Below are 15,859 nucleotides of genomic sequence, written 5' to 3' on the forward strand. Positions count from 1 at the left end.
TCTATACTGGCTAAATAACGCTAACCTCAGCAACCAACAATTCGTTTTTATCCTGTAAGGCTTTATTTATAAACGCATTAATTTCATCGTTTTTCGGTTGTCCGTTTTGCAACAATACATTTAATGTAAGCGCCACAGCAATACGCGTTCCAACCTTTTTTACAGCCGTATTAAATAAAGGCTCTAACTCATTATAACTTACATCTTTTGCAAGTTCTTGTATTTCAGTTTTTACTTTTTGTTGTTTTGCCTCAGGTAAGTTTGTGTATTTCTTACCTAACTTCTGAATGATATCAATAGCCTTTCTTTGTGTTTGTTGGTGGTGTTTTTGTTGATTATTATTATGGTTTGGCTGTTGTTTTGGTTTAACCTTAGCCCATGAATCTCTAAGTCCAACTGTTTTATTGAACACTAATTTATCAGAAGATGAATCATTATCCATATTAAAATATCCTAAACGTTGAAACTGAAACCTTTCGCCAGCTTTAGCATTCTGTAAACTAGGTTCTACAAATGCTTCAATAATTTTTAAGGAATTCGGATTAATAAAATCCATAAAGTCCTTGTCTTGATGGCTATCAGGAGCTTCATCCATAAACAATCTATCATATTCTCTAACTTCAGCTTTTATGGCATGCTTAATTGACACCCAATGCAAAGTCCCTTTTACTCGTCTTGAGGTATCTTCAGAATAGGTACAGTGAACTTCCTTTACTTCTCCTTTTTTATCCTTTACAACGCTTTCAGCTTTTATAATATACGCGTTTTTCAACCTTACCTCTCCTCCTAATTTCAGCCTAAAAAACTTATTACCAGCTTCCTCTTTAAAATCTTCCTTTTCAATATATAACTCGCGTGAGAAAGGTACTTTTCTAAATCCTGCGCTTGTATCTTCCTGATTATTTTCAGCTTCTAACCATTCTTCTTTGCCCTCTGGATAATTAGTGATAACCAATTTTACTGGATTTAAAACCGCCATAACACGTGGCGCCGTTTTATTTAAATCTTCACGAATACAAAATTCTAAAAGCGATACATCTATTACGTTATCTCTTTTCGCAACACCAACGGTTTCAACAAACTTTCTAATTGCTGTCGGTGTATAGCCTCTGCGTCTTAAGCCAGAAATTGTTGGCATTCTCGGGTCGTCCCACCCAGTAACAATACCATCTTCTACAAGTTTTAACAACTTACGCTTACTCATAATCGTATAGCTTAAATTTAAGCGCGCAAATTCACGTTGCTTAGGTCTAAGCAGAATTGGATCAATAACTTGGTCTAAAAACCAATTATATAGCTCTCTATGAGGTTTAAATTCTAAAGAACAAAGCGAATGTGAGATTTGCTCAATATAATCGCTTTCGCCGTGTGTCCAATCGTACATAGGATAAATGCACCAGTCGTTTCCTGTTCTATGATGGCGCTTCTTTAAAACACGATACATAATAGGATCTCGCATCAACATATTGGTGTGTTGCATATCAATTTTAGCGCGTAGAATATGTTCTCCTTCGTCAAACTCCCCCTGCTTCATGCGTTCAAATAAATCTAAATTTTCAGCAACACTTCTGTTTCTAAATGGTCCATCAACCCCTGGTTGGGTTGGTGTTCCTTTTTGTATAGCCATAGCCTCACTTGCCTGTGAGTCAACATAAGCCTTTCCTTCTTTTATAAGCTGAATCGCCCAATCATACAACTGTTGAAAATAATCTGAAGAAAACAGCTCTTTATCCCATTTATATCCTAACCAAGCAATATCACGTTTTATAGCATCAACATATTCTTGTTCTTCCTTTGCTGGGTTGGTGTCATCAAATCTAAGATTTACAGGAGCATTATAGTATTCACCTAAACCAAAACTAATTCCGATAGCTTTTGTATGCCCTATATGCAAGTACCCGTTTGGCTCTGGCGGAAATCTAAAACGTAATTCGTTTTTAGACATTCCGTTTGCCAAATCTTCTTCTATAATATGTTCAATAAAATTTAATGATTTTCTATCTTCAGACATGCTATTCTTTATTTCATCAAAATAAGTCTCAAAATTACGGAAATTCCATTTATTTTATCCTAATTACTTGAATAAGCGTAACAAATAATAATTGATAATGACTTATAAATTAAAAGTTACAAATCTTTAAATATATATAACATGCAAAAAATAAAATATGTTTGCCCTAAATGTGCTAATACAACATGTGACATAGGTGAAATGCGTGCAACAGGCGGTACGCTTTCTAAGATATTCGATGTTCAAAATAAAAAATTTACTTCGGTAACTTGTTTAAGATGTACTTATACCGAATTTTATAAAACAAAAACTAGCGCTATTAGCAATATTTTTGATTTCTTTACAGGATAATGGGAACAATTAAAGTTAAAAATATTCGCGTATTTGCTTATCATGGCTGCTTAAAAGAAGAAACCAAAATAGGGAGCGATTACCGTGTTGATTTAAAGGTGAAAGCGAACTTACAAAAGTCAGCTAAAAGTGATAGGTTAGGGGATACTGTTGATTATGTTTTTCTTAATCGAATTATAACCGAGGAAATGAGCATCGCATCTAAACTCCTCGAGACAGTTTGCAGGCGTATACTTGATAGAGTTTTTAATGAAGATGATTTAGTTACAAAAGCTACTGTTTATGTTAGTAAATTAAACCCGCCTATTGGTGGTGATGTAGAACGTGTAACTATAAAAATGAGTGATAAGCGTAAAAAATAGTTTTAAGGCTTAAAAAGTGTTATTTTTTTTTACATTTGCACAAAATAATGGCGTCATGGCCGAGTGGCTAGGCAGAGGTCTGCAAAACCTTCTACAGCGGTTCGAATCCGCTTGACGCCTCTTAAAACCTTCAAGTTTTCTTGAGGGTTTTTTTTGTTGTAATTTTATGTAAAAAAGGAGGAAAGTCTCTGTAATATATTATTAGTGTGTTTTAACACAATCTGAAGCCGTTATTTAATTGGAGTTATTTGTTCTAATTTTTCCTTATTCTTTTCATAAGCCTCTGGAAATAGCCCTTGCACAAACAGTAGGACACCAAAACCAAGTATTACCATAGCAATTACTTTTTTTGTTTTAAATATAAGCCTAGGGGTTAATTGTGCTTTAAGCTTTTTTGCAGCTAGTATTTTGAATAAATCTGTAACAAAATAAGCTGCCAACATAGCAACTATAAATATGATGTCACCATTTTTTGAAGTTGTAAGCGAGTCTCCAAGAACCATAAAACCTAACCAACCTAACAAAACACCAATATTTATAAAATTGAGTAGAAAGCCTTTTATAAATAGTTTCCCATAGTCCTTTTGTATTTCTACCTTATGGTATTCTTTTACAATGGCTCGAAACGATTTTGAAGTTTTTATAAATGAAATAACGCCATATACCATTAGCAAAACACCACCAAAAATTAAAAAACTAGGGTCGTCACCAATTTTACCCCTAAGGTTATTGGTACTATAAAACGCAATAATAATGAAGATAATATCTGCCAGAATAACACCCAGATCGAATATTATAGCACTTCTAAAGCCTTTAGTAGCACTGGTTTCTAAAAGCACAAAAAAGACTGGACCTATTGTGAATGCTAGAATAATACCAAAAGGAATGGCTGTTAAAATATCGTCAAACATAAATTTGTGATGCTTTTCACAAAGTAAAGAAATATTTTAATTAGGAGAGAGTCTTTATAAAGTAAAAAACCTCGGAGCAAGCCTCGAAGTATTTGACCTGAGATCCCTCTATAAAAGTGGGATTAGTTCAAATAACTATTTTAAACTTGTTGCTTTGCAACTTTTTAAAACAGAGTTTCACTAATAAAAAAAGGCACTTTTATAATAAAAGCGCCTTTTGCAAACAACTAAACTAAACAGTGTTACTGCTTAATAAGTTTTAAACTACTTATACCAGATGCTGTTTTAATTTGGGCAAAATATAAACCTTTATTTAAACTTGTTCCATCAATGGTTGCTTCGTTTCTGTTAGGTGATAATGATAGGACATTTTTACCCAATACATCGAAAACTCTAATTGAAGATATGCTAGCGCTTTGTGTCTTAACCGTCCAACTATCTTGGGTTGGGTTTGGATAGGCTTTGAATGATGTTAATGCGAAATCATCTGTTCCTAATACAGCCAAATTTACTATATTATCTACCCAAATGGTTATATCGGGAGAACTATTTGCTCCTCCATCAAAACATCCAACATTACAAGCACCGGTACTATTCCAAGGAAGAAAAAATAAAACTCTAGTGTAAGTATCTGAGGCTACTGCGCTGCCGTCTTTATTTTGAGTAAAATCAAAATTAAGAGTTGCCCAACCTCCTCCTGGATGCACAGCATCAGTGGCTGATTCTGTAGCAGCGCCACCTGCACCATCAACAACCTTAACAAGAATAGGTGTACTAGGTGTAGAAAACACATCAATTTGAAGCGTTTTATTGCCTTCCGTTAAGTCTATTGAACGATTAAGTAGTTGGTGACTTTGCCATGGCTGTCCAGCCACGTCAGTGATTAATTCTATGGCGTTATTTGAAGTGTTAATGCCAGTATTATCTGGGTTAGGTTTCCAGAGGATTGTTCCGCCACTAGCGGTATTCCCTTCACCACCATTATCCCATACTAAGTCACCAGTAACATCCGTTTCAAAATCGTCAATGACAACTTGTGAATATCCTAAAGACACAGCTAAAAGGATAAATAGAAAAGTAATTTTTTTCATAAATTTAAGTTTTATTTTAGTTATAACATTTCGTAACAAATTACAAATATTCTTGCACTATCTCTAATTTTTAGCACTACAAACATTATACATAGCAAAAAAAATTAAATTTATTTTCATATTTCGAAATATATTTCGTTTTATCGATAGAAATACGCATTTAATCGATTAAAATTAGGCCTTGTTGTAAACTATTGTTAACTAAGCAAGAAATCAAAAATTAAACAAATACATAAATGTTGTGGTAATGTTGTGGTAAAAAAAGAAATGTGTGTAAGTTTTTATGGGTTTAAACTAAAAAAACACGCTTAAAAGGCTATTTGCTAGTAAGATAACGGTTAAAACCATCTAATTACTATTTGTCCTGAAAACATCAAATGTTGTATTATTGTTTGTTACTACAACTAGATAATTATTGCTGCTTTGCTTAATTACTGAAATAAATCTACTATCGTGTGGTGTATAAAAACCGCTTTCCTTAGGGGGTAAAAATTCAAAATTGTTCTCTCCATCGCCTAAAAGTAATGCGCCATAGCCTGCATCGTATCGTGTAGTTTCAACTTCTACGCCATAATGATTACCAACAATTAAAATGTCTTTGAAGCCATCACCATTAAAATCATTCACTAAAGATGACTTAATAGGGCTAATTTGGGCCTCAATTGGTAACGGTTTGGGTATTAATTTTCCATTCTCATTTATTAAAATAATGCTTTCAAAATTAGTTATCTCATATACCACGGCACCCCCTAACGTATCCTCTGGTAAAATATCCAGTAATTTAGAAGATGCAAAACTATGGTAGTCCTTAAATTTTTCAGCTACGTAAGGCATTTGCTGGCTGGTACACTCTCTTCCTCTTAACGGCACATAATCGTCTTTATAAAATTTAGCCAATACAACATCGTTAGTTCCATTATTATCAAAATCATTAGCATATACCTTAAATGGATGCTCTTCAGACGCCTTGAATTTATTGTTTTTACCCAGGTTTCCAATAATATAGTCGTCATCTCCATCATTATCTATATCACTACCAGTAATAGACCACCACATACCCCTTGTTTTTTCTAAGCCATAGTCCTTGGTCTTGTTAATAAACTTCCCACTATCATTTAGTAGAATCGTAATATTCATCCATTCTCCTACAACAATTAGGTCTTCATCATTATCCAAATCAATATCCGTAAAAACAGCGTCTGTTACCATGCCAATATTTACTAAGTCTGGTGCTATACTTTCTTGAGCCCTTTTAAAAACTCCATTTTCATTAAATAATAAATAACTACTTGCTGGAAAAGGATATTGGCCTGAAATTAGTCTATTACCAATAAATAAATCTAAATCGCCATCATTATCTATATCTGATGCTTTCACGGTTTGTGTACTTTCATAAATATTAGGAATGGCTTTATTGCTTTTTTCAAAAACTCCAGATCCATTGTTTAAATAAAGTCTATCTTTTAGTACAGGATTACCACTCTTAAATTCATTCCCACCACTAGTCACATAAAGATCAATATCATTATCACCGTCTGCGTCAAAAAATAAAGAACCCAAATCTTCAGATGCTTTATCTAAGGCCCAAGGTTGAGACTCGCTCTTTATAAAACCCCCTGCGCTTGTTTGTATATATAAAACTCCTGATTGACTAGCAGCACCCCCTACAAATAAATCATCAAATCCATCATTATTAACATCTTCTGCAACAGAGAATGGCCCATTAATTGATAGTTTATGAGGCAAAAGGATTTCCTCTTTAAAATCGTTATATTCATTCTCTTTATGAACAAAATCAAGCCCAATACTTTCTGACTTTACTTTTGTTATTACTGTTTTTATATCTTCTGTTTTTGACGATATTGAACTTGCATTATTATATTTAGCAACAATAGTTTTATTCGCTTCTATATTTTTAAAGGTATTCACTTTTCCATCATGCCAAATCACTTCAACCTTATCAACTTCAATATCATTACCTAGTCCAAAAAACAAACCTGGTTCTACAGAAGATATAAAGCCTCGCGTTACACTACTTTCTGCAACTTGTACTTTACCATTATAATAAATAATGGCTTTTGCACCATAGCCAAAGGTATTATTATCTGACCCCTCCAAGCTAATTTTTAAGAAATTACCAGTAGCATTATTTTTGTAAATAAATGCAGGGGCATCCATATTATTCGTTATCACGTCTAAATCGCCGTCATTGTCCAAATCACCATAAGCCATGCCGCTTGAAAAACTTAGAGTATTAAAACCCCAATCTTCTGTTACCTTTTCAAACTGTAAACCACCCGTATTTCTAAATGCATAATTAGAAATAGCTTGAGATGGCGCTTCTTGACTTATGCGAAATAACTCTTCAGCTGTTGTTTTTTTTGGATTAAGATTCTGTAAAATTGCCAAATAGTCATTATTGTCTACATCCTTTTTAATCCCGTTTGATACTATAATATCTTTCCAGCCATCATTATCCAAATCTACTAACAAGCTCGCCCAACTCCAATCGGTATTTGAAATCCCTGCCATGTTAGCTATATCAGAAAAACTACCTTCCCCAGTGTTTATTTGTAAGGCATTTGCCATATATTGGTAATGGGCACCAGCTTCTACTAATGTATTAAATGATTCTGTGCTCATAGAAGCCATATTGGTTTTAGAACGGTAATGATCTTCTGGCGTCATATCGGTAGTAATTAAATCTATTAAACCATCATTATTAACGTCTCCAGTATCTGAACCCATACTCAAATTCGTTATATGTTTTAGTTGTTCGTTTATTACATTTCTATAAGTACCATCACCATTATTTAAGTACATAAAATCCGGTTCAGCATAATCATTAGCTACATATAAATCTATCCATCCGTCATTATTAAAATCAGAAGCATTTACGCTTAAACCATAGGCTAAATTTCTTGAAATACCAACTTCATTTGAAACATCTATAAATCGTCCATTTTCATTTCTATATATTCTATCCATATAAAATTTATAGCGATCTGCTGGAATATTATTAATTAAAAATAATTTTTTGTCAGCTGGCTGATTCACCTGATACATATCCAAATCACCGTCGTTATCCATATCGAAAAACACAGCTTGGGTAGAAAAACCAACATCTGCTAATCCATATTTCAAAGCAGATTCGGTAAACGTTAAATCTTGATTATTTATATATAGCTGGTTTCTTCGGTCTTCAAGATTTAAAGAATTCCCATTTCTGCTCACGTAAATATCAAGGTATCCATCCGCATTAACATCTGCCATTGTTACACCCCAAGTCCATCCATCATGTATAGCAACGCGAGATTTTTTTGTAATATCATCGAATTGAAAATTTCCTTTATTGAGATATAGTCTATCTGAAACTTGATTACCTCCAAAAAACACATCCGATAAACCATCGTTATTTATGTCTCCTATTGCCACCCCAGAACCCACATACATTTGACTATAAAAATAATGATTGAATGTTTTTGATTCGGTCATTGTATTACTAAAATCAATACCTGTTTGCTCTGGTGGTAATAATTCAAAACCGCCTGCTAAGAGCCCTTTTGACAATGGGCGATTAGAATCTTGGCAAGAACTCATCAAGTAAAACACAGCTAGTAACAGTCCAAAAAAAGAAATATTTATTTTCATAATTGCAAAAACTTACACGTTTTCAATATAATAAAAAACTGTAAGAAGGTTTTAATGGTTATTAAAAAATATTGTTTGAGCAGAATTATTATTTGTTATAATTATTTTCTGTCCGCTATTCTACGTTTGTTAGATACTTAAGGACTTGTATTCGTCATTCGCAAGAAGTGAACAATATAATTTTGAGTACACTAATTTTAGAATACATGGAATTTACCTTCATTTCATTCGTTGTATTTTAATTGAAAGCAGAAAATTTTGTATAAAAATTTATAATACTAAAAGTATCAAAAAAATCAGAGCATACGACATAAACGGAATTTGATTATTGCGTTTTACATGAATAATTTGTTCTTCTTAAATTTTAGTGGATTCGAGTAAAACTTTGGCTTTTCATTCATATCCCATAAACCCCAGTATGCACCAACATCTCCTTCGGCACCGACTTTCCATGATTCGTCAAATGAAGAAAAGTAAAAGATGTCGATATCATCTTCTTGTGACCAATGTTGTGAGTTGATGAAATATTTGATTGCATTCTGATAGGAGGGAAGCGCCCCATTTAAGCCTTCACCATCACTAGGCCATCCTGTTTCAGTAATTATTACCTTTTTACCCATTCCTGCCTTTACCGCCTGATTATACATATCCTTCATGTAAATTAAAGAATACTCAATACTGCATCCTTCCCAATAGGGATAGCAGTTTGCCAATATAACATCACATGCTTCAGTTATTTTAGGCCTGTGCACAAATTCATAGTAAGCATCTACATAGCCCATGGGTACATTAGATGGCAATTCCTCTTTAACATGACGCATAAATCCAAGCAATTCATCTTCAGTAAGGTCGCCTCTGTACATGACTTCATTTCCAACAGCTGCTACATCAACATGACCTTCGTTAGCTAATTTTATTAAGCCCTCCACCTCTCTTTTATTAATTTCAGCATCGTCTCCCAACCAAGCACCTACTAAAGTTTTCATTCCCATTTCCTTAGCAATAACAGGAATTAATTCATTACCATCTGTACATGAAAATGATCGAACCCATTTTGTATAAGGTTGAATAATTTTTAATCTGCGTTTTATCTGTTTTTCTGTTAATTGATCTCCTGGTTCCTGACCTTCTTGATAAGGGCTAAAACATAAACCGTGCATGCCACTTTTAAGCATGCGTTTATAAATATTTTGTAATCCCTTTTTCGTCTTATTGTCCAGATTCAACCCAGAAAGCGCTAATATTTTATCCCTTCTAAACGACATTATACTTCTTGTTTACTCTATATATTATAATTTCTATTGTTTTTTTCTTTTATCAAGCTGTGCTCGAATTTGGTTTGCCTTTTCTTCTGTAACATCATAATCTCGCATAATATACATAGCAACTAGAGTACCTGCCATAGGGAAAAAACAAAAGAAAGCGTGTAGCCCATCGACAGCCGATTGTTGTTCTGTAGTAACAAGCTCTGGGTTAAACCCAACAAAAGCAATAATAACGCCGCTTAATCCTCCTGCAATTGCAAAGCCAACTTTAACCATCCACCAATAAATAGCGCCAAAAATACCTTCTCTGCGCAAACCGGACTTTAATTCATCAATGTCAATCACATCTGCAGTCATTGACATCATTATTGTAAATAAGCTCCCGATACCGAAAGAAAAAAATGGTAACGCGATAATATACAACCACGGTTTACCCGGCACAAATAGGAACCACAGCATAATATATCCTATAACCGAAATTCCTTGAGATATTAAAAAAGCATTTTTCTTTCCAACAGCCTTAGACATCCAAGTTACTATTGGTATAACGATAAACGTCGTCCCTAATGCTCCCAAACAACCAAATAACGAAACCCAGATACCGCTAGCAGCTGTATCTCCATTAAATAATTTATATACTATAACAAAAAAAGTAAGTGCCGCAACTGTATTAAAAGCATTAAACACTAAAAATGTTGCAGCGCATAATTTCCTGAATTCCTTAATCTTAAATGCTTCGATAAAACTAATATATATGTTTTTCAAACTGCTGCCTACATTTGCCATATTTAACGGCTTATAGTCTTCATTTAAGGTGGATTTACTCTTTATGAATATTGCAGGAACCATAGCGCAAATGGCACAGGGTATCGCAACCCATACTGCCAACTGTCTCACAGCTACTTCTGCGGAAGGAAACCATTCTGGGTCATACATGATAATCCAAAATAATGGTGCTATTACCCAAGCCCATTGGCCAATCCACTGAGCTATAGCCATAATATTAGTGCGTTCATGAAAATCATCGCTCATTTCATAACCCATAGCTACATATGGCACACTAAATAACGTAAGGCCTAAATAAAAGACAACAGACCACAAAAAGAAATACCAGAAATTAAATTGTAAGGAATTTTCTTTAAAAAGTTGCCACATGAATATGTAGGCAATACCCATCATTATTGCGCCAAAAAAAACATATTGTCTTCTCCGACCCCATTTTGATTTTGTATTATCCGAAATATAACCCATTATGGGATCTGTAATGGCGTCGAGTATTCTTGGAAAAAAATAAATAAGAGACCACATCCAACCAGGAAAACCAAGGTCTTGTACTAACACTACCATAAAAATACCAAGAATAGCAGGAAACATTTGGTTGGCGAGCATGCCAACACCAAAAGCTACTTTTTGCCCAAAGTGGACTTTATTTCTGGATACTGCCCTTGTTAGTGCCATTAATTTGTATTAGTTAATCAAATCTTCATATTATGCATTTGGCAACATTACGTTTAAGCCATATGTTCATATTTTTATATAATAAATCTTGTCAAGATATACACTTCAAAATTTTCTCTTAAAATTTTAAGTTCTCATGCTTATCCCATAATCCCCAATAGGCACCAACATCTCCCTCGTCTCCCGTTTTCCACGACTCATCAAATGATGAGAAATAAAACAGGGGTATTTCATTCTCTTTGGTCCAACGTACGGTATCTATAAAATACTTCATAGCGGCATCATCGGCAGCAACAGCTCCATCTAGACCACCGCCTTGACTTGGCCATCCCGTTTCAGTAATAATTATAGGTTTTCCTTGTGCTGCATCTACAACAGAGCCAAACATGGCCTGCATGTGTCCTAAAGCATACTCTATTGGACAGCCTTCCCAGTATGGATATAGATTAGCCAAAACAACATCTGTACTTTCAACTAAAATAGGGTGTCTTGAAAATTCGTAGTAGGCATCCACATAGCCTACGGGAATGTCTAATCCGGCTAAAGCTTCTTTTACACGATTTATGTAACCGACTAATTCATCTAAAGTCAAATCATTGCGATACAATACTTCGTTGCCTACAGCTGCAACATCTACATTACCTGCTTTAGCGAGTGCAATTAAGCCTTCTATTTCCCTTTCATTATCTTCTTTATCATTACTAAGCCAAGCGCCTACCAAAGTTTTAAGACCATGCTTTTTAGCCATCATTGGCACATACTCGTTTCCTTCTATACATGAAAACGATCGGATTGCACCTGCATAAGGTTTTATTATTTTAACACGTTGCTCAACTTGTTCCATGCTAATATCATCACCTGGTGATTGCCCATCCTTGTACATACTAAAGCATATTCCATGAAAACCATCGTTCATGGTTTTATGCCATAACGCTTTTAATTCTTCTAACGAATAATCTGAAAGGTTAATACCCTTAGTTGCTATTTGATTATATTTTGATCTATAATATGATTCTTCTCTATAAGACATCTTCTTGTTTTTATTTGTTTATTTCTTTATTTTACAATCTAATTAGTTACGCGTACTTGATTTAATTTTTTTAAACTCACAGAATGTATCACTAAAACACCCCTCTACAATTCTTTCTAGTATATATTTTGATTCTATCTACTTCTTTTGCGCCGGCAGGTAATTCTTCAAGTTCTAATCCTGGATAGTTGTCTTCTTCTTTCCATTTTGCTATAGTGGAACTAAAAAATGCTGAAGCGGTGGATTCTGTTTCATAAATAATCAAATCATAGGCTTCGCCTTTATCTCCACCAAAACGTGTAACAACTTGCCATTCGCCGTCTCTTTTGTATGAAGTATTCGTATGATCTGATTGTGGGTAATATCGATCATCTGTTGGACGAATCAGTACCCAAATATCGTTTTCATTTGATTCTGGATAAACACCCATTGTCAAAATTCTACAATCAACAGAATCCTTGTCTACAGGAGAAATTACTTTAGTCGATTTTATCTTGCCTTCGATTCTTAGCCTATTTCCAATTGAAACCTGTTCAATTTGTCTATTGTATTTAACCAAATCTGATGAATAACTCGCGTAAATCATCATTAAAACTCCTATTATTCCTGCAGGCACTCCAACTTTAGTACTAATAAGTCTAGAACCTGAACTTCTGTTTATGCTACTAAGGATTGCAATTAATATAAGTACAACTCCTATTATTATGATTATGTTTGCTGACATTTTACTATTTTTTTAATTATATCTTTTACTTTACAATTTAGCATTGTTATAGTACACCTCTTCTTTCTTCTAATTGCGCTTTAATATCTTTTGCTCTTTCTTCAGACAGACCGTATTTCCACATAATCCAAATAGCCAAACCTGCAGTTACAACTGGAATAACTATATCGGCGATTCTTAATTTTGTCATTGTATCAACCGTTTGCGTTGCTGCATTACCGTCGAATCCAATTAACTTTAATACTAAACCACCTAAAACTAGAGCTAATCCTTGACCAAGTTTAACAACCCACCAGTATAATGCACCGAAAGTACCCTCTTTCCTTGGCATTCCGTTAACAAGCTCATCCAAATCACAAACATCAGCAGTCATACTCATCATCAGAGTAAATAAACTTCCTAAACCAAATGACATTAAAGGTATTGGAACAAAAGAAAGCCAAATATTATCAGGAGTAAAAGCCCACCACTTCATAGCATATCCAACTATAGAAAGGGCGGTTGAAATGATGAACGCATTCTTTTTTCCCCATTTTTCAGCCATTTTTGATACGATTGGAATTACTAAGAATGCTGAGACTAATGCTCCAATTGAGCTAAACCAAGCTGGCCAAGTAGACGTAGCCTCATAGCTTCCGTTAAAAATGTAAAAAACGAAAATGAAAAAACTAAAAGACGCCACAATTTGATAACCATTAAATATTAAAAAAGTAGCACCACATAATTTCATAAAAGGCTTGTTTTTTACGGCTTCTTTTATACTGACTAATAAATCTTTTAAATTGCTAAATACAGTCTTAAAACTTAATTTCTTTCTATTGTCCATATTGGCAGAGTCCATACCTCTACAAAAAATAGCCGGCAAAAGGCCAAGGAACAAACAAACTATTCCAACATACATAGCCATTGTTCTCACACCTTCAGCTTGATTACTAAAAAAATTTGGGTCTGCAATAATTACCCAAAACCAAGGTACAATTACCCAAGCTAATAGACCAACAGTTTGTGAAAATGCCATTAAACGAGTTCGCTCGTTATAGTCAGAAGTCATTTCATAGCCTAAGCCAACCAAAGGTGTAGCAAACATGGTGTTTCCTATGAGAAAAACCATAGACATAATTAGGAAGTACCAAAAATTATAATCTGCAGAATTGTTTTCATCAAGTTGCCATAGAAGTACAAACGTAATGGCACTTAAAATACCTCCCACTAAGATATATGGCCTCCTTCTTCCCCATTTAGAGCTAGTGTTATCGGAAATAAACCCCATAATTGGATCGGTTACTGCATCAAAAAATCGAGGCAATCCTCCTAAAAGTCCTGCTAGAAATGGATCCATCCCAAAAGCTGTTAATAAGAAGAACATAAAGAAACCTAAGGCTCCAGGATATAAGTTCAAAACTAAATGTCCAGCACCAAAGGCAGCTTTTTGACCTAATGGCACTCTACTTGTTGCGGCTGTTTTTACGTTTGGCATAATTTAATTTTTAGTAAGTATTAGTTAAGGTATTGGAATTACAATAGTTTGAATTGCTCGTGAGTCTATCGAAAATTCAATATTCTTTTCATTTAGTGATAGGTCTATCTTTTTTGGGGTATCATGTTCATTAAAAAGGACTATAGCAATAGAGCCATCAAGGTTCTTTGCTGCAGTTGCAAGAAGCTTATCATCAGAATTTTCTAATCCAATAACTTTAGCTTCAGGTCGAATAAACTTACTAAAATGAGCCATGGTATGATAAAGTGGTGTAAAATACACTTCATCCTTATCTGGGTCGACAATTACTGGGGCAATACACCAGTTTTTAAACCAGTTAGGGCCTCCTTTTGTGTCAAGAACCATATTCCAATCTACCCAGCCATCAACCCAATTATTTAAGCAGCCAATAATATCTCTAGCATATCGATTAACGGGTGCATACTTAGGATGCATATGCCTGTCTTTTTCGGGCGCCCATTCAAAGCCCCAGTCTGTAGCTCCTTTTTTCCAGTACCAAGCATCATCTTCCCAAACAGGAACTTCCGCGTCTACGCACGCTTCAGATTGTATTAAAAGCTTATTTGGTGCTTTATTATGTGCATATTGCAATTCTTCAGGAAATACTTCAAACGTACTTGCATACCAGTGAATGGCCGTGCCATCAAAGTACTTGGATGTTTCTTCATTTTTAAATTGAGAGTCTATCCACTCTTTTAAGTGTTCTCTGTTTTGATCGTAACCCAAAATTTTTAAGTCCCCTTTACCATCAGCTTCTAATTTCGGTCCTAAATGATTCTGAACAAAATTGGTCATTTCATCTGGCGTATAATGCATGCTCTCCCAGTTGTTACCATTACCTAGAGGTTCGTTTTCAACGGTAAAGCCCCATATATCAATACCCTCCGCTTTATAAGCATCTACATACTTTGAGAAAAACAGAGCCCATGTGTCATAATATTCTGGTAGTAATTTGCCTCCAACCCAATTATTATTATCTTTCATCCAAGGCGCAGCTGTCCATGGGGAACCAAAAATTTTAAATCCATCTGTAGATGCCGCCATGGCATCTTTAATGAAAGGGATTAAATCATCTTTATCTTCCTTAATAGTAAAATGCTCAAGCTCTTTGTCACCTTCAATAGGGGTATAAGAATAATTTGAAACAGAAAAATCGCAGGAATTCATGTGTGATCTTGTTAATGAGTAATGCGCACCTTCTTTACTAAAGTACGCGTCTATAATTTTATTCCGATTTTCTTTACTTAACTTATTCAATAAATATGCAGACGACTCTGTAAAAGCCCCTCCAAACCCAGTAATTGTTTGAAATGTTTCTTCTGGTTTTAATTTAAGTGAAACTTTCAATTCTGAGTTTTGAAACTCTGTTATTTTAGAAAGTTTGTTACCCGCTGCTGAAGTTTCAAAAACTTCAACCACAAGTGTTTTGTCATCATTATTACAACTTATCATAATTAATGCTCCAACGAATAATATTATATTTTTTATAGTGCTCATGTGAATTAAT

Annotated in this window: 12 protein-coding genes and 1 tRNA gene; 3 read left to right on the forward strand and 10 right to left on the reverse strand. The window is 34.4% G+C overall.

The annotated features are described in order from the left end of the window. Positions 1–10: 10 nt before the first annotated feature. Positions 11–2,011, reverse strand: a complete 2,001-nt coding sequence (locus AC2D6V_RS03935; protein ID WP_484646748.1) for a glutamine--tRNA ligase/YqeY domain fusion protein — start codon at positions 2,009–2,011, stop codon at positions 11–13. A 141-nt stretch (positions 2,012–2,152) separates the two neighbouring features. Between AC2D6V_RS03935 and AC2D6V_RS03940 the strand changes: the two genes are divergently transcribed. The 3 genes from AC2D6V_RS03940 (at position 2,153) to AC2D6V_RS03950 (ending at position 2,844) form a co-directional block, all read left to right on the forward strand. Next, complete coding sequence (locus AC2D6V_RS03940) at positions 2,153–2,362, forward strand: zinc ribbon domain-containing protein (RefSeq protein WP_484646749.1); 210 nt, start codon at positions 2,153–2,155, stop codon at positions 2,360–2,362. Further along, on the forward strand, positions 2,362–2,724 hold the full coding sequence (gene folB, locus AC2D6V_RS03945; RefSeq protein ID WP_484646750.1) for a dihydroneopterin aldolase: 363 nt from the start codon (positions 2,362–2,364) through the stop codon (positions 2,722–2,724). The genes AC2D6V_RS03940 and folB overlap by 1 nt, the downstream gene beginning before the upstream one ends. Before the next feature lie 49 nt (positions 2,725–2,773). Further along, positions 2,774–2,844, forward strand: a tRNA-Cys gene (locus AC2D6V_RS03950). Between the two features lie 110 nt (positions 2,845–2,954). Here the strand turns inward: AC2D6V_RS03950 and AC2D6V_RS03955 are convergent. The 9 genes from AC2D6V_RS03955 to AC2D6V_RS03995 form a co-directional block, all read right to left on the reverse strand. Then, the gene (locus AC2D6V_RS03955) at positions 2,955–3,635 is read right to left on the reverse strand and encodes a LysE family translocator (RefSeq protein ID WP_484646751.1); all 681 of its coding nucleotides are present in this window, start codon (positions 3,633–3,635) and stop codon (positions 2,955–2,957) included. A gap of 242 nt (positions 3,636–3,877) precedes the next feature. Further along, complete coding sequence (locus tag AC2D6V_RS03960) at positions 3,878–4,726, reverse strand: T9SS type A sorting domain-containing protein (RefSeq protein WP_484646752.1); 849 nt, start codon at positions 4,724–4,726, stop codon at positions 3,878–3,880. A gap of 348 nt (positions 4,727–5,074) precedes the next feature. After that, positions 5,075–8,377: a VCBS repeat-containing protein gene (locus AC2D6V_RS03965; RefSeq protein ID WP_484646753.1), complete on the reverse strand. Its 3,303-nt coding sequence runs from the start codon at positions 8,375–8,377 to the stop codon at positions 5,075–5,077. Positions 8,378–8,712: 335 nt separating this feature from the next. Continuing rightward, the gene (locus AC2D6V_RS03970) at positions 8,713–9,642 is read right to left on the reverse strand and encodes a glycoside hydrolase family 17 protein (RefSeq protein ID WP_484646754.1); all 930 of its coding nucleotides are present in this window, start codon (positions 9,640–9,642) and stop codon (positions 8,713–8,715) included. A 33-nt stretch (positions 9,643–9,675) separates the two neighbouring features. Beyond that, positions 9,676–11,100: an MFS transporter gene (locus AC2D6V_RS03975; RefSeq protein WP_484646755.1), complete on the reverse strand. Its 1,425-nt coding sequence runs from the start codon at positions 11,098–11,100 to the stop codon at positions 9,676–9,678. A 118-nt stretch (positions 11,101–11,218) separates the two neighbouring features. Continuing rightward, positions 11,219–12,130, reverse strand: coding sequence for a glycoside hydrolase family 17 protein (locus AC2D6V_RS03980; RefSeq protein WP_484646756.1), 912 nt, complete (start codon positions 12,128–12,130; stop codon positions 11,219–11,221). A gap of 91 nt (positions 12,131–12,221) precedes the next feature. Next, on the reverse strand, positions 12,222–12,854 hold the full coding sequence (locus AC2D6V_RS03985; RefSeq protein WP_484646757.1) for a hypothetical protein: 633 nt from the start codon (positions 12,852–12,854) through the stop codon (positions 12,222–12,224). A 46-nt stretch (positions 12,855–12,900) separates the two neighbouring features. Next, positions 12,901–14,331, reverse strand: coding sequence for an MFS transporter (locus AC2D6V_RS03990; RefSeq protein ID WP_484646758.1), 1,431 nt, complete (start codon positions 14,329–14,331; stop codon positions 12,901–12,903). 24 nt (positions 14,332–14,355) lie between these two features. Further along, the gene (locus AC2D6V_RS03995) at positions 14,356–15,849 is read right to left on the reverse strand and encodes a glycoside hydrolase family 30 protein (RefSeq protein WP_484646759.1); all 1,494 of its coding nucleotides are present in this window, start codon (positions 15,847–15,849) and stop codon (positions 14,356–14,358) included. Between the last annotated feature and the right edge of the window lie 10 nt (positions 15,850–15,859).

The sequence above is a fragment of the Algibacter sp. YIN40 genome, assembly GCF_057219435.1.